This window comes from Hyphomicrobium sp. DY-1 (assembly GCF_047497105.1).
Classification (GTDB): Bacteria; Pseudomonadota; Alphaproteobacteria; order Rhizobiales; family Hyphomicrobiaceae; genus Hyphomicrobium_B.
This window is the reverse complement of the sequence record NZ_CP134870.1, coordinates 1,381,780-1,397,728: the sequence shown is the minus strand read 5'-3', so window position 1 is coordinate 1,397,728 and position 15,949 is coordinate 1,381,780. Positions and strand designations below refer to the sequence as shown.

13 protein-coding genes are annotated in these 15,949 nt (G+C 60.2%); 4 read left to right on the top strand and 9 right to left on the bottom strand.

Going from position 1 to position 15,949, the window contains the following annotated elements:
* Positions 1-2 precede the first annotated feature (2 nt).
* From RLW41_RS06600 to RLW41_RS06590, 3 genes are all read right to left on the bottom strand, one after another.
* Positions 3-1,016 (bottom strand): LLM class flavin-dependent oxidoreductase, encoded by a 1,014-nt coding sequence (locus tag RLW41_RS06600; RefSeq protein WP_414463986.1) that lies wholly within the window; start codon positions 1,014-1,016, stop codon positions 3-5.
* Positions 1,017-1,081: 65 nt separating this feature from the next.
* Positions 1,082-2,449, bottom strand: a complete 1,368-nt coding sequence (locus RLW41_RS06595) for an NAD(P)/FAD-dependent oxidoreductase (protein WP_414463985.1) — start codon at positions 2,447-2,449, stop codon at positions 1,082-1,084.
* Between the two features lie 117 nt (positions 2,450-2,566).
* Positions 2,567-2,851, bottom strand: coding sequence for a hypothetical protein (locus tag RLW41_RS06590; protein WP_409561112.1), 285 nt, complete (start codon positions 2,849-2,851; stop codon positions 2,567-2,569).
* 568 nt (positions 2,852-3,419) lie between these two features.
* Between RLW41_RS06590 and RLW41_RS06585 the strand changes: the two genes are divergently transcribed.
* The 3 genes from RLW41_RS06585 to RLW41_RS06575 all read left to right on the top strand — a co-directional run bounded on the left by RLW41_RS06585 (position 3,420) and on the right by RLW41_RS06575 (position 7,459).
* Positions 3,420-5,054 (top strand): MASE1 domain-containing protein, encoded by a 1,635-nt coding sequence (locus RLW41_RS06585; RefSeq protein ID WP_414463984.1) that lies wholly within the window; start codon positions 3,420-3,422, stop codon positions 5,052-5,054.
* Positions 5,051-5,665: a response regulator transcription factor gene (locus RLW41_RS06580; protein ID WP_409561110.1), complete on the top strand. Its 615-nt coding sequence runs from the start codon at positions 5,051-5,053 to the stop codon at positions 5,663-5,665. Before RLW41_RS06585 ends, RLW41_RS06580 begins: the two co-directional genes overlap by 4 nt.
* 306 nt (positions 5,666-5,971) lie before the next feature.
* Complete coding sequence (locus RLW41_RS06575; protein ID WP_414463983.1) at positions 5,972-7,459, top strand: amino acid permease; 1,488 nt, start codon at positions 5,972-5,974, stop codon at positions 7,457-7,459.
* Between the two features lie 76 nt (positions 7,460-7,535).
* Here RLW41_RS06575 and RLW41_RS06570 read toward each other — a convergent pair whose 3' ends face one another.
* The 4 genes from RLW41_RS06570 to RLW41_RS06555 all read right to left on the bottom strand — a co-directional run bounded on the left by RLW41_RS06570 (position 7,536) and on the right by RLW41_RS06555 (position 13,280).
* On the bottom strand, positions 7,536-8,960 hold the full coding sequence (locus tag RLW41_RS06570) for an FGGY family carbohydrate kinase (protein WP_414463982.1): 1,425 nt from the start codon (positions 8,958-8,960) through the stop codon (positions 7,536-7,538).
* Positions 8,951-10,225, bottom strand: coding sequence for an NAD(P)/FAD-dependent oxidoreductase (locus RLW41_RS06565; RefSeq protein ID WP_414463981.1), 1,275 nt, complete (start codon positions 10,223-10,225; stop codon positions 8,951-8,953). Before RLW41_RS06565 ends, RLW41_RS06570 begins: the two co-directional genes overlap by 10 nt.
* Entirely contained in the window at positions 10,225-11,604 is a 1,380-nt protein-coding gene (locus tag RLW41_RS06560; protein WP_414463980.1) for an NAD(P)/FAD-dependent oxidoreductase, read from the bottom strand. The genes RLW41_RS06565 and RLW41_RS06560 overlap by 1 nt, the downstream gene beginning before the upstream one ends.
* Positions 11,605-11,696: 92 nt before the next feature.
* Positions 11,697-13,280: an amino acid permease gene (locus tag RLW41_RS06555; protein ID WP_409561105.1), complete on the bottom strand. Its 1,584-nt coding sequence runs from the start codon at positions 13,278-13,280 to the stop codon at positions 11,697-11,699.
* Between the two features lie 133 nt (positions 13,281-13,413).
* Between RLW41_RS06555 and RLW41_RS06550 the strand changes: the two genes are divergently transcribed.
* Positions 13,414-14,187, top strand: a complete 774-nt coding sequence (locus RLW41_RS06550; protein WP_414463979.1) for a DeoR/GlpR family DNA-binding transcription regulator — start codon at positions 13,414-13,416, stop codon at positions 14,185-14,187.
* 22 nt (positions 14,188-14,209) lie between these two features.
* Here the strand turns inward: RLW41_RS06550 and RLW41_RS06545 are convergent, their stop codons facing one another.
* Both RLW41_RS06545 and RLW41_RS06540 read right to left on the bottom strand, forming a co-directional pair.
* On the bottom strand, positions 14,210-15,298 hold the full coding sequence (locus RLW41_RS06545) for an ABC transporter ATP-binding protein (RefSeq protein ID WP_414463978.1): 1,089 nt from the start codon (positions 15,296-15,298) through the stop codon (positions 14,210-14,212).
* A complete protein-coding gene (locus RLW41_RS06540; protein WP_409563308.1) occupies positions 15,288-15,905 on the bottom strand; it encodes a cupin domain-containing protein in 618 nt (205 codons plus the stop codon). Before RLW41_RS06540 ends, RLW41_RS06545 begins: the two co-directional genes overlap by 11 nt.
* Positions 15,906-15,949: the final 44 nt, after the last annotated feature.

The following is a 15,949-nucleotide window of genomic DNA, read 5'->3' as shown; positions in this document are numbered from 1 at the left end:
GCTCAGGTCTCCGGGCACAATTGGCGCCGCGCGTCGGCATTCTGCGTATCGGCGATGATCTCGAACGAACGTAGCCGCAACGCGTGATCGTAGATGTCGGAGACAATCATAAGCTCGTCGGCCGCCGTTTCGTCAATGAGCGCCTTAAGGCCAGCACGAACGGTCTCGGGTGAGCCGACGACAGAGCGTGCGAGCATAGACGTCGCTTGCGCCTTTTCGCGTGGTGACCAGTAGGTCTCGATGTCGTCGATGGGGGGCTGGCTAAGCTGCCGCGCACCGCGGGCCAGATTGGCGAATGACATTTGCTGTGTCGTCGCGAGACGCTTAGCTTCGCGGTCGGTCTCCGCTGCAACGACATTGACGCCGACCATCGCATACGGGCGGTCGAGCTGCTGAGACGGCTTGAAGTGCGAGCGATAAATTTCAAGCGCGGACAGCAATTGTTCCGGCGCGAAGTGCGAGGCGAACGCGTAGGGCAGGCCAAGCTCGGCCGCAAGATAGGCGCCATACGTGCTGGAACCCAAGATCCACAGCGGCACGTTCGTTCCTGCCGCTGGCACCGCTTGGATTCGCTGTCCCGCCTGCGCCGGCGCGAAGTAGGATTGCAGTTCTACAACGTCTTGTGGGAACGTATCGGCGGCCGCAGGCTGTCGCCTCAAGGCTCGGACGGTGAGCGGGTCGGTGCCGGGAGCTCGGCCCAGCCCAAGATCGATTCGGCCCGGAAACAGCCGCGCCAGCGTTCCAAACTGTTCGGCGATAATCAGCGGCGCGTGGTTCGGAAGCATGATGCCGCCGGCCCCGACGCGGATCGTCTTCGAGCCAGCCGCGATGTGCCCGATCACCACCGACGTTGCTGCACTCGCAATGCCCGGCATATTGTGGTGTTCCGCCACCCAGAACCGGCGATAACCCCATTTTTCAGCATAAGCGGCAAGATCGCGGGCGTTATCAAGCGCAACGCGCGCATCCGTGTTTTCCGTAACGCGAACGAGATCGAGAATGGAAATGGCCGTCATGACGTCCTCCGGGCTGACGCATGATGTAGGTTCGCGCCTGCAAGAATGCCAATCCGGGGCGATTGCTAGAAATTCATAGTGTCGCGGATGCGATACCATGCCTCAACGAACGGCACCGCTCGCCGGGCAATCGGATGCGCCGGAAACGGCGGAAAAGCCAAATCGTCGAAGGCCGTGCGCCCCTCCGGCTTTTCGAGCATCTGCAACGCAATCCTATTGCCGAAATAGGTCGCGCGCGAAACGCCCGTACCGCAGTACCCGAGCGCATAATGGATGCCCTTCGGAGTCCGGCCGATGTGGGGGATCTCGTCGTAGGTGTAGCCGATCTTGCCATCCCAGGCATGCGTGATCGGCACGTCTTTGAGGTCCGGAAAGACACGCAGCATGTCGCGCGCCAGATGCCCGAACGCTGACGGCGAGGTATTCGACGCGAACCGCCCTACGCGTCCACCCCAGATAATGCGCCGCGCGTCCGGCGCTCCGCGAAAGTAATAGAACACGCGATTGCTGTTGCCGTAGACCCGGTTCTTCGGCAGCAGGCGGTCGTAAAGCTGCTGCGGAATCTCACCGGTTGCGATAATGCCAGAGCCGACGGGAACGATCCGTCGCCCAAGTTCTGGCACGAGACCCTCGGTATAGCCGTTGCTCGCAACAACAACGTTTCGGGCAATCGTCTCGCCGCGAGGCGTTCGCACGCGAAAACCGCCCGATACCGGCTCGATATGGGCGACCGCCGTCTGATCTAAAATCCTGCCGCCAGCCTCGGCCGTCCGCGCCGCCAAACCGGCATGGTAGAGCCCGGGATGCAGCGACGCATCGTTCGGCAAGACCGCACCGCCATAAAAAATATCGGAGCCGATTTCCGACGCTTGCTCTGATCGTGGCACCATGAAACTTTCGACGCTCGCGATCGCCTTGAGATCCTGCATGTCGGCAGCCATCGCATCATAGTGCTCAGGTCGGATGGCCGCGCGAAAGCGGCCGCAGCGGCGAAAATAACAGTTGATTTTCTCACTCTCGATCAGCGACGCGATATGGTCGAGCATACGGGTGCCCTCGCGCAGCATGTCCTCGGCCTTTCGCCGTCCCCGCAATGCGATGAGCGTCTTGACGCGGAATTTCTGGTTGCCGCTGCCGATTTGACCACCGTTGCGGGTGCTGGCGCCAAATCCGGTTCGTCCCCGTTCGAAAATCACGACGTCCCGCCCGGCGCGCGCCAAAGTCAGCGCCGCCGACAATCCCGTGAAGCCGGACCCGACGATTGCCACATCGCATTTTTCCGGAACAGGCTTTTCGCCGCCGTTATCTTCCGCCGGCAGCGCATCCCACCAATACGGTCGGAAGATCAGCGTATGTGATGAGCGAACTTTTCCTTTCGCCAGCGCCTCGGCTGAAGGAAAAGCCGGCGAAAGAGCATTGATAGACGGTGTCACGGGCGTCCTCATTTGAGAGCGAGGCGCCGTGTTTATCCTGCTTCCTGGCTTTTTGCACGAGCGCCTAAGCGCCCATCCCCCCCGGCTGCGGTTCCGTCGTCAAGCTAGGCGCTTAGGCTATTTGAAAATCGCCTCGAACCACGATTGCGGCAAATGCTCCATCCGATAGACGAGCCCCGGCTTCAGAATGAATTCTCCGGCTCCAAGAGCATCGAGATCAAAATCTCCGTTCGTCCGTCTCGGTGCCACGCCCGCAAAAGTATAGCGCCGGCCGAAATCGTCGGCGACGGAGGCAGGAATATCGCTGTTGGCGTAAATGCCGACGGATGGCCCTGTCGGTTTGGCATCATGCAATAAAAAATACTCGAGGTGCCGGATGCGTTTCGATCCCGCCGATGACATTACGTCCTCCCCATAAAGGATTTAATGCCGATAGCCCGGCTAACCACCGGCGCCCGGCTGTGCGTTTCACGTCTCCCTTGTGTGTGGTCCTCGGCGTCGTGCGGAATCGGCCTCGTTGCCGTTCGATGTCGCTGAATCAGACGACGTTTCTCCGGTGTGCTGGCCATCTCGGTGAATTGTGTCTGGCTGGTGGTCGGAGGCCGTAAGCCGTTGAAACTCGGCGGCGCTATCGCCGTTATCGGCGTCGAGATAATCCGAGAGGCTCACGGGACGCCGCCGAAGCGGCGATTTTTGTCCATCGCTTTTGACGCTTGAACGCATCGCGGCCTCGAGAGGAAAAGATAAACCGGATCACGAACCTTTGTGGCGACCACGAAAAATACGTGATCCGGGCATGGCTTGCCGCACATCCGTGGCTCGTCGGTGCACGGCTCCATGGGCCATAACGACACCGTAGTCGGCAGGATGATGCAATTCTGGGCAAGTGCGCGAGTAGTGAATCGCTGGCGATCGAACTAGAGTAACTCTACGGGGGCCGGCATGGGGTCGCTCCCAAAGGGTGCGCGGAATGCTTCAGGCGTTGACGCGAGATACGGTCATCGGCATGCCGCCGCCACGGTATGTCGCGCTGGGCGCCGCATATCTTGCAGCATACGTCGCACTGGACTGGTTGAGCTTCGTCGATCCCCTGAGCGCGTTCGGGATAACGCCCTGGAATCCGACGACAGGCGTCAGCATCGCGTTGGTGCTGATATTCGGTCGTTCGTTCATCCCCTGGCTGTTCCTTGCGCCTTTAGTGGCAGATGGTCTCTTGCGCCAATTTCCTCTGCCGCTCGGCGCCGAAGTCTCAGTGGTCCTCATCATTGGAGGCACCTATTCGGCCGCCGCTTGGTTTCTGACACGCGAGAACGGCCCATTTTCAGGTGCGCTTCAATTAAGGCAGGATCTGATTTGGCTGCTGGGGACGGCTGCGGTTGCGGCGGCGGTGGCCGCTACAGTCTGCGTGACACTCCTCGCGATGATGTCGATCATCAGCGTCGATCAGATCGGACGAGGAATTCTCGGCTGGTGGGTCGGCGACATGATCGGCATCACCGTGATGACGCCATTTCTGCTGTTTCTCTTTGCAGGCCGCACGATCCTCCCGCATTCGGCTGAGCTTTTACTGCCGTTTGCAGTCATGGTCGGTGCGCTCTTCCTGATTTTCGGAACTGCGACGAGCAATCCGTCTCAGCTTTTCTATCTCTTGTTTCTCCCGGTCATTTGGATTGCCGTGCGTTTTGGATTGGAGGCGGTAACGGGCGCACTGGTTGTGACGCAAGTGCTGCTGATTACCGCGATCCAGCTTACCGGACACAGCGGCGTGAGCATCACAGCGCTGCAGACAATGATGCTCGCATTGGCTTTGACGGGACTAATCGTCGGCGCGCTCGTCACCGAGCAGCGCAACACCCAGCGTGAGCTGTGGCTGCATCGCGAAGCCCTTGGCCGTGCGTCTCGCGTCGGAGCACTGGGTGCGCTGGCGGCGGCAATCGCACATGAAATCAATCAACCCTTGGCCGCCATCGGCAATTACGCGCGCGTGGGTCGTCAGAACCTGAAACGTGATGTCGTCGATCAGGCCGCCGCCGCCCGCACGACCGAACAAATTATTGAGCAGGTCGATCGCGCAGCTGCTGTCATCCGCTGGCTTCGCGATTTCATTGGTGCGGGCAGTTCGCGCTTCGAAGTTGTCTCGGTGCTCGATCTCGTCCGACGAGCGGAATCGGTTTGTCGCGCGGACCTGGAAGAGCACGGTATCACGTTAGCTACGATCATCCCGCGCGATTTGCCGAACGTTTGTGTGGATCGCCTACAGATCGAACAGGTCGTCACGAATCTCGTCAAGAACGCATCCGAGGCAATCATGGCCTCGTGCATTGCAGATGGTAAAATCCAGATAGAAGTCGCCGACGACGGACAGGTCTTCATCGTCATTTCCGTCATCGACAATGGCCCAGGTTTCGAGCCAGTTTTATTGGAACGCCCCATCTCACCCTTCACCACGACCAAGCCCGACGGCATGGGGCTTGGATTGTCGCTGAGCCGTTCGATCATTCAGTCGCACGGCGGACGGTTGAAGCTCGGCGGGAACACAGCAGGCGCACGCGTATCTTTCACGCTGCCGAAAGTCGGCAAGGAGGCAAAGAGCACGACGACATGAAGATCGCTATTATCGACGATGATTTTGCCGTTTTGGATTCGTTGGGTCAGCTCCTTCAAGGCGCGGGGCTTGACGTCTGTTCCTACCAGTCCGCCGAGGCCTTCATGTCGGAGGCTGATGAGGGCGACATCGGCTGCGTCGTCTCCGACGTGCGCTTGCCCAACATGACGGGGATCGAACTGCATCACGAGATCGCGCAGCGCTATCCGAGTCTGCCCGTCATTCTCATCACCGGTCACGGCGATATTTCTATGGCCGTGACGGCGGTCAAGAACGGGGCGCTCGATTTCATCGAAAAGCCGTTCTCGGACGAACGGATCGTCGCCAGCATCCGCCATGCCGTCGATGTTGGCGCGCGCAAAAAGGTTGACGCCGACATGCGCGCCGAATTTCAAAATCGCGTTGCCGAGCTTTCACCGCGACAGAAGCAAGTCATGGACCATCTTGTTCTCGGGCTCTCCAACAAGGAGATTGCGTTGAAGCTCGGCTTGAGCACCCGCACCGTCGAAAACTACCGTGCGTGGGTGATGGAAAGAATGCGCACGCGCAACCTCGCCGAACTCGTCAGACTTGCAACTTGGCTCGACGGCACCCATTTACAGGATCATTGAAATCGCTGACTTATGCGAACGGCCAGGCCCTTTTTCTGTGCCGATAGAGTAATTGTACTCTGGTATCCTCTCCCTGCTATCGCTCTCGGAACTCTGGTGCAAAGCTGCAATTGCTTCGGTGTTCAGTTTCGAACGCTGATCTGGCGCAGGGGGTGGCATGCAGAGGACGCGCATGCGTTTGAGCATTGACGGCGCAAGCCGGCAAGTTCCGCATCCTCGTGGCGCTCCATCACCCTCGCGGGGAGTTTCATCCAAAATTCGGCTCTCTTCCGCGCCTGGTCGGCAGCTTCATGTGGGGAGACAATCATGGACGATCAGAGTGCGTCAGGCGTCAGCTACGAACGCGTAGGTGACGAATACTTCAAGGCCCGCGGCCTTCAGCGATATGCGGGCATCTGGTCACTGTGGGCGCTCGGCGTCGGCGCGGTGATCTCGGGACACTTCTCCGGCTGGAACTTCGGCTTCGGCACCGGTGGCTGGGGCGGCATGCTGGTCGCTGGCGGCATCATCGCCGTCATGTACCTCGGCCTCGTGTTTTCCATCGCCGAAATGAGCCCGGCGCTGCCGCACACGGGCGCCGCCTACTCCTTCGCCCGCTCGTCGATGGGTCCATGGGGCGGCTTCATCACCGGCCTTTGCGAAAACGTCGAATACGTGGTCACGCCGACGGTCGTCTGCTACTTCATCGGCTCCTATCTGAATGGAATCCTTGAAACCGCGGGAATAGGTGCTCAGCCAGAGCCACTTTTATGGATAGCGACGTTTGTCGTCTTCCTCGCACTCAACATCTTCGGCGTCGCGCTGTCGTTCCGCGTGACCCTGATCGTCACGCTGCTCTCGCTCGCGATCCTGGTCGTGTTCTGGATCAGCGCCATTCCGAACATGGACTTCAACCGCTGGGCGCTTAACATCGCGCCTGACGGCACGGAGCTTCCGAACGGCAACGGCCCGATGTTCCCCTATGGTTGGGAAGGCGTTCTGAAAACTTTGCCGTTTGCGGTCTGGTTGTTCCTCGCCATCGAACAGCTTCCGCTCGCGGCTGAGGAATCGGTCGATCCGAAGCGCGACATGCCGAAGGGCATCATCCTTGGCATGTGTACGCTGATCGTCTCGGCCTTCATGATCGTGCTGCTGAACCCGTCGGTCATCGGCGTCGGCGCTTTCAAGCTGTCGACGTCGGGCGAACCTTTGCTCGATGGCTTCCGTGCGATCTACGGCAGCGGCGCCGTCGTGCTGCTCGGCATCATCGCATTGACCGGTCTGATCGCGAGCTTCCACACCATTCTCTACGCCATGGGCCGGCAGGTCTATTCGTTGAGCCGCGCGGGCTACTTCCCGACGGCCCTTTCGATCACGGGGCACAAGCTCAAGACGCCCTATGTCGCGATGCTTACGGGTTCGGCCGTCGGCCTGATCTTGATGACGATCATCTACTTCATCAACAAGGATCAGATCGGCACGACGCTGCTCAACATGGCGGTGTTCGGCGCCATGTGCTCCTACATGCTGCAGGCGATTTCGTTCATCCTGCTGCGCATCAACATGCCAAACATCGAGCGTCCGTATCGCAGTCCGCTCGGTATTCCCGGTGCCATTCTGACGATTATCATCGCCGCAGTTACGCTGTGGTACCAGCTTGGCGACAGCACCTATCAGCAGGGCATCTACGGCGTCATCGCCTGGTTCGCGGTCGGTATTCTCTACTTCGCTGTAATCGGCCGCCACAAACTCATCCTCTCACCTGAGGAAGAGTTCGCGCTTTCCAAAGGTACGGCCGAATATAAGACGCACTAATCGGCATCAACGGCAGAAATGCGTCGCGCCGCTCGGGATCGAGCGGCGCGATTTTCTATTGGGAACCGGCAGAAAATTATTCGCCGAGATCACGCCAACCCTTGCAGCGCGCAACTGCGTCATGAAAACGCCGCCGCGTCGCCGAGCTATCGGCAACTCGGGGATGGAAGCTTTGAGCGGTGCTCTTGGCATTCGGCAGCGATATGCCGGCGCCGAGCGCCGCGAGCTTAGCCGTTCCGAACGCCGTGCGCTCATCGAAATCCGCGACGATAACCTCGCGCCCAATCATGTCGGCCAGGAATTGTGCGAAGTACCGGCTGCGCGCAAGGCCGCCGTCGATTGCAATAGACCCGCCGATCGGGACGTGCGCGTGCATCGCTGCGATGACATCTGCAGCGCTCAAGGCGATACCTTCGAGCAGTGCCTGCTGCATGTCTGCCTGTGTCGTCGCCGCCGACATGCCCAGAAACAACGACGCCGCAGTCCGGTCCCAGTGCGGGCAAGCAAGGCCTGAAAGCGCCGGAACGAACACGACGTCACGGTCGATGGCGGGCTCGGCGTCGAACCATTCGAGATCCTTCTCGATGTCTGCGATCAGTCCGATACGCCGCGCCCACTCGACCGCCGAACCAGCGTCGTAAACGCCGCCGTCGATCGCATAGGTCATTGTCCCATTGATCGACCAGGCGACGGTCGGCAGTAGCCCCTTTTCAGGCGCATGAGCGATCTCTTTGCCCGTCACGGCCAGCGCAAACGCCCCCGTCCCGAATGTGATCTTCGCATCTCCCGGCTCGCGGCAACCGTGACCGAAAAGTGCAGCCTGCTGATCAACGACTGAGGCAGTGACGGGCACATCATTGATGCGGCCGAAATTTGCGACCGTCGGTCTTATCTCCGGCAACGCCGAGATCGGCACACCGAACAGATCGCAAAGATCGGTGTCCCACTTGCCGGTTTCGAGGTCCATCAATGACGTCCGCGATGCGGTCGTCACGTCGGTCGCGAAAGTTCCAGCGAGGCGATCGAGAAAAAATGCATCCGTCGTGCCGAGCCGCAAACGTCCCGCCGCCAGGGCATCCTTCGCCGCCGGGATATTGGCGACGATCCAGGAGAGCTTGGATGCAGAAAAATAGGCGTCGAGCGGCAACCCCGCACGCGAGAGTGTCAGTGACGCCGCGCCTTTATCTTTCAAGCGCCCGACGGCATCGGCGGTGCGATTGTCCTGCCATACGATAACGGGTGACAACGCCGCGCCGGTTTCGGCATCCCAGGCAAGGCAGCTTTCGCCTTGATTGTCGATCCCGATGGCATCGACTTTGCCTGCCGCATCGAGACAGCGCCGGATGTTTGTCAGCAGCTCCTCCGGATCGTGCTCGACCCAACCGGGATGCGGATGGAATTGCTGATGCGTCACCGAGGACGCAATCTCAAGTCTCCCATCCGTGTCGGCGACCAGCACACGCGTCGACGTTGTCCCTTGGTCGATCGCGGCTACTCGCATGTGGAACGGCTCCGAATGTCAGTGGCTTGCATTCCCTCGACACCGATGGTGATGTCGGAATTGGCATTCTCGAATGCCGAGATAGGCGCCAGGATTCGCCGCTCCGGCGACGAGGTCAACGGTTGCTTGCAGATGATCTGGCCGTCGGCCATCGCGACCAGCGATCCCGAAACGCTATCCGCCGCACGCAACTGAAGATGCGACAGGCCTTCGCCGCCGGGAACGATCCGTTGAGGCACGACATACCGAATGCCAGGGCCCGGTTTCAGGCGAATCGCTTGATCCGCCGCGGGCAGCCTGGCGTTGAGATCATCGGCGATGAAGCCGCCGACGCGCCGGCCCTCGCGCCACGACCAGCCGGCTGTTTCGACGGGATGCAATATATTCCCTGCCGCAAAGATGCGCGGCTCACTCGTGCGCGCGAATTGGTCGATGACAGGGCCACCTGTTCCCGCGTCGATATCCAAACCCACAGAACGGGCAAGCGAGGCTTCCGGCTTGAACGACCCCGTAAACAGCACACCGTCACATGCGATGTCTTCATGCGTCCCGTCCGGGCACAGCAGCGTGACGGCTTCCACGCGTGACCGACCCTTGATGTCGACGAGATGTGTTCCATAGCGAACGGGGATACCGAGCAACCTCGGCAGCCACATGGAAATAGGTCGCACGGTCGGTTGGTTCCGGCTCTCGATCATCGCCACGGGTTTCGCGCCGATGTTACGGCATGTCAGCAGACTAGAAACAGAGACGAGCTCCGTCCCGACGATCAACGGGCGTCGAAATGGAATGAGCTTCTGCAGATAGGCGTATTCCTGCAGCGCGCCAGTGTTGATGACGCCGATCGGCCGTTCGCCCGAAACCAGCCGCGCCGAGCGAGGCCGTTCGCGAACGCCCGTAGCGATAACGACACGTTTCGCAACGACTGTGAGCGGGCCGCGATTGCTGGCACATGTGACGACAAGATCGTCGGCATGGTCGATCGAGACGACCGTGCAGCCAAGCTGAAGCTCCACGCCGGATTTCACCGCCCGATCGACGAGCCGCCGCGCATAAGCAGGTCCTGTCATGACCCAACCAAATTCGCGAATGCCGAACGGCGGGTGGCCGCAGTGGCGCGGAATGCCGCCGCCCATCGGTTCGCGCTCTACCACCATGACGTTGGCGACGCCGAGCTTGCGAAGCTGTGTCGCTGCGGACAGTCCGGCTGGACCCGCGCCGATGATAAGAACATCGGCGCTTCGAACTCCGAATGGCGCCGACATCACCCTGCGTCTCCGACCGCGAGAGGCGATGCGAAACAGCCCGCCGTTAGAAGCGCGAGCTGCGCATTGCAGTAAAAGCCCTGGCAACGTCCCATGCCGCAACGCGTGCGCCGCCGCAGGCCGCCGAAATCGCCTGCCGGGATCGACCCTGACAAGGCTTTTTCGATTTCGCGCAACGTCACCATTTCGCAATGGCAGACGATCTCGCCGTATCCGGCGGTCTGCCAATCCCTCGGCCGATGCTCGGCGAGATTGGGCACGCGCGGCATTATGGGGTCGATAATGGCGGCGTGCTGATGTCCTATATCGCTATAAAGACCATAGACATGCCGCGCGATGCCGAGCGATGCCGTGAGCCCCGTCGAGCGGATGCCGCCGACCGTGATCCAATTGCGATCACCTCGCACGTTGATGCGATAGCCTTTCTCCTCGGTCGCCGGACGCAAGCCCGCATAAATCGCCGTGACGTCGACGGTTGCCAACGCGGGGACCATCTCTTCGGCTTTGGCGAGCAGGCCACGCAGCGCTTCCTCCTCGACGGTCGCGCGATCACGGTCGTCCTGTTCTTCCGCAGTCGGTCCGACGAGCACATTGCCGAACACGGTCCGCGTCAGCACGACGCCTTTGGTCCGCTCCGACGGAACGGGGAGAATGATCGTCTTCAAAAGCTTTGACGCCGCCTTGTCGAAGACAACGAATTGGCCTTTCCGCGGCTTGATCTGAAATGACGCCATCCCGAGCAGCGTGGCATCGAGCCGATCGCCGTAAAGACCCGCGCAATTGATTACGGTCCGAGCCCGGCGCGCGCCACGCGTGGTCTGAAGCGTCCAGGTCGTTCCATCGAAGGCGCCGGAAACGACCTCTGCTCCGAATACGATTTCAGCGCCGTGCGCTTCCGACTGTTTCAGATACGCCAGAAACGGCGACCAGGGGTCGATCACATGCTCGCCCGGCACCAGCAGCGCTTCGAGTGCGCGCGGAGAAAGTTCGGGTTCGCGGGCTCGAATTTCTGCTGCCGTCAGGCGGCGGACGTCATTGACGCCGTTTGTCTTCGCTTGTGCCTCGATGCCATCGAGTGCCGCGCGCTCGGCCTCTGACCAGGCGACGACCATCGCGCCCGTCTCCAGCAGCGGCAGGTTAAAATCATCACGGATTTGGAGATATTCGGCATAGCCGGCTTGCATACAACTCAGCTCGACGCTGCCCGGAGGCGCATCGAAGCCGGTATGTAGAATGGCGCTGTTTCCCTTGCTGGCGCCGGAAAGCAGGTCGGCACCACGCTCCAGAAGGATGACGCGCGCGCCTTCGAGAGTAAACCGCCGCGCCATCGCACAGCCTACGGCGCCCGCACCAACGATGGCGACGTCTGCGACCGACATGACCTTCGTCCTCTAAGCTTCGGCGTCCGCGCCGAAATGAAAATAGAAAAGCCGTGGGCAAAGCCATGCCCACGGCCGTTGTCGTGACGTAATTAGGACGACTCGCCCACAGCACGCTCGGCGGCTGCAATCTCCGCCTGACGCTTCGCGATTTCCGCACCGATCGGCGGGCCCTTGAAGCGGCGCGACTCGAGGCCGAACCACAGAACGACCAGCAGTACGATCAATCCGATCGCGTAGTTGATCAGGATGTCGAACGGAGGCTGGATACCGGCGTACATCAGGATAAATGTGCCGATTATGACCAGAACCGCCATTGGCTTCGAAAACACGCCGAGCCGAAACGGCCCAAACTCGGTCCACGTCTTTCCTTCAGCGAAGAGACCGGCGGCGACCGGCATAGCGTACGACACATAAAGGAAGAGGGCGCACCCGGCCGCGAGTGCAGCAAAGGCCGGAGAGTAGAGCGTGGCCGCAATAGACAAAATCGCAGCCAGCCAGATCGCCGGAACGGGCGTGCGCCATTGTGGACTGACCCGCTTCCACAAGCTTGAGCCGGGAAGGCCGCCGTCACGCGCAAACGCGTAGATCATGCGTGACGTCGAGGTGAGACCGGCAAGTGCGCAGATGAAGTTCGCCAGCACGATACAGATTGCGATGACGTCCTTAAGCGGCGTCGGAGCCGGAAGATTATTGAAGAGGTTGAACCACGCTGCGGCGCCATCCTTCGCCGTTGTTGCAAGGTCTGGGCTCGCCACGACAAATGACACGGCCATTACGAAACCGAACACCAGCGACCAGAATACCGAGTGAATCATCCCGCGCGGCACTGCACGTCGAGCGTCAGTGGTTTCTTCTGACGTATGTGCCGAAGCATCGAAGCCGGTGATTGTATAAAGCGGATAGAGCAAGCCGACCAAGAATGCGATAATCGCCGTCCGCGCCGCCGGAACGTATCCGCCACCGGCGTCGCCAGTGTTGTTCGTAAATGTGAATGCGTGCGAATAGTTACCCGCGCCCCAGACGAAGAACATGACAGTCAGCACCACCGCGACCACCAAGATGAGGTAGCCCGAAAAGTCGGTCAGCAAGGTCGTTAGCTTGATGCCGAAGTGGTTCACCAGCGCTTGCACGATGACGATGGCGCTCACCGCCGCCACCTGCACGTAGTAGGCATGAGCATTATTGGCGTTGACCTGATCGAGCGTCATTCCGGCAGGAAGCGGATCGGTCGACAACGCAGTCCACGACGTCACATCGACATGGAACACGCCAGCTACGACGAGGTCGCGGAAGAGCTGCCAAACGCCGACGTCGACAGACGCCACGACGAAGATGAGACCAAGCAGGTTGATCCAAGCCGTGGCCCACCCCCAGCCGCGCCCGCCGAGAATCGAAGACCAGTGATAAAGCGCGCCTGCCGTCGGATAGGCCGAAGCGATCTGGCCGAGACATGCTGCAACCAGCATCGCGAACAAGCCGCCGACGATCCAGCCGATCGTCGCCTGGAACGCACCGCCCGTTGCCATCGCGAGCGGAAACGACGTGATACCGCCCGCAAGGATACAAATGATCGAAAACGAGATAGCGAAGTTCGAAAACCCGCCCATACGCCGCGACAGTTCTTGCGCGTAGCCCATTGAGTGCAGGACCTTAGTGTCTTCGTCGTGAGTCATGCTCAACCCCCAGTTGCGAAGTGAATCGGGATCTATGCGAACCAAAATTTGCCCATTCGGGCACTTTATTTGTTTGTATGGTCCGACAGAATAGTTGAACAGTCAAATAGATTGACCGAACGGGCAAGGCGAAATGCGACCTACAATTAGACGGGAACGAATCGAACAGGTCGTTCGCGAGCGTGAGCGGGTAACGGTCGATGCTTTAGCCGAACTCCTTGGAACCTCACGGGAAACCATTCGCCGGGATCTGACCGATCTGGCCGAAAGGGGGCGTGTACGGAAGATTCACGGCGGCGCGACGATCTCGGAGCCACGACTTCCCGACGCTGACATCGAAGGATCGTTTCAGGGCAGACTGTTGGAAAATGCCGATGCCAAGCGCACCGTCGCCCGCCGTGCGATCCAGCTTTTTCAACCTGGAGATACGTTGTTCGTCGACACTGGAACGACGACGCTGTGGTTCGCCGAAGAGCTTTCGACGGCGACCGGACTGACGATCATCACCAACTCGGCAGCTATCGCTGCACTCGCGGCGCGAGGCCCATCGAGTTCGACGTTTCTGGTCGGCGGCGAATACCGCGCCGACGGAACCGAGAACCTTGGTCCGCTCGCGGTCGAACAGATCAGTCAGTTTCACGCGGTCCACGCGGTGTTGGCGGTCGGCTCCATCGAGACGGTGGGGATTCTCGATTATGATGTCCGGGAAGCGGATGTTGCCCGGGCGATGATCGCGCAAGCTAAATCCGTGACGGTGCTCGCCGACGCGACAAAATTCGGGCGCGGCGGCTTAATCAAGGTTGCGCCGCTCGATGCCGTCTCGCGGGTTGTGACCGAAGCGGAGCCACCCGACGATATAGCAGCTGCTCTGAAGGATGCCGGAGCCGAAATCATTGTGGCCTCGTAACCCAGCAGGCCCGTGCATAACGTTAGTCCTTGTCGAGAAGCCGCCCGGAGCCGCGAACGGGCCGGACGTGCACCGTCGCCCCGGCGTCGAACGTTTCGGTCGATCGGCGGCGCCCCATGTCGATCATCAGCTTCTGGCCGGCATTTGTTTCGACGAACAGCCGGAGCGTCGGACCATAGAAGACAGTCGATAGGATCTGCGCTGCGACCGTGTTGTCCATTGCATCCGGATGAGCGGTCAGCTCCTCCGGCCGCACACATACCAATACCGGCCCGCCTCGGCCTGGCGTAGCGCGAATGCATTCTGCTGGAACTTCGAGGATCATCGAACCCGCAGCGACGCGCACGCCTGTGGTTGTCGTTTCTACGATCTCGGCGTCAAGAACATTCATGCTTCCGATGAAATCCGCCACGAAGCGCGTCGCAGGCGCATCGTAAAGCTCCGACGGCGACGCAATCTGCTCGATCCTCCCGCGGTTCAAGACGACGATGCGGTCCGAGATCGACAGTGCTTCCGCTTGATCGTGCGTGACCATCACGAACGTCGTACCGAGACGTGATTGCAGCCGCTTCAATTCGATCTGCATCTGCTCGCGCAGGTTCGCATCGAGCGCCGACAGCGGTTCATCGAGAAGAAGCACGCGCGGCGAGCAAACCAGCGCGCGCGCCAGTGCAACGCGTTGGCGTTGACCGCCCGACAGCATCGAAACGCGTGCGCTGATTTTGTCGGCAAGCCCGACCAGATCCAGCGCCTCGGCGATTTTCTTTTTAGCATCACCGGCCGGAAGCTTTCGCAGCGATAACCCGAACCCGACGTTCTCCGCGACGTTCATATGCGGAAACAGGGCGTAGTCTTGGAAAACGGTATTAAGCGGCCTGTCATAGGGGCGAAGCGCCGTGATGTCTTTGCCATCGAGCAGGACGCGGCCACTGGTCGGCGCTTCAAAGCCCGCCATCACGCGCAGGCTTGTCGTCTTTCCGCACCCTGAGGGTCCGAGAAGGCTAATGAACTCGCCATGAGCGATGTCGAGCGTAACGTTATCGAGACCGACCGTGCCACTATCGAAAACTTTGGAAACCCCATCGAGGCGCAGCAGTGAATCAGTCGCCATTACGAATCTCTGTCGTCTTTGTCGTGTTGATCCAAACGATCTCGCACCGCTCTTTGCCGCCGTTGTGGAACGAATGTTTCAGCGTGCTCTTGAATGCGAAACTGTCGCCAGCCTTAAGAAGATAGACGACGCTATCGATCGTCAACTCGACCTGGCCTTTTTTGACGAGGCCGAACTCGTAGCCCGCATGACTGTAGGACTCCCCCGTCCCGCCGCCCGGTTCGACATGAACCAGAAGGCCCGTCAGCACCGAACCCGGAGGAGACAGCAACTCCTTACGCATGCCCTGCGATCGAACCGGCACTTCCTTTCTCTTCGTCGCACGGACGACGTATAGATCGCTGCTCTTGTTCTCGTCGTCGCCAAGCAGGCTGTGCGGCTCGACGCCGAGTGCAGCGGCCAACGGCCAGAGCACGCGAATCCTAAGCGAGGTCAAGCCGCGTTCAATTTGACTCAGCGCGCCGACGGAAATTCCGGCGCGCTGGGCAACGTCAGTGATGCCGAGCTTTCGTTCGAGTCGGAGCGCACGAATGCGGCGGCCGAGGCGAATGTCCGCCTCGGAGGGAGTCTGATCGGAAGCCTCGTCGCGTGCTTCTTTTACCTTCATCCGCGCCACAGTCGTGACCCTCTATCTGAAAAAGAGCTGCATCT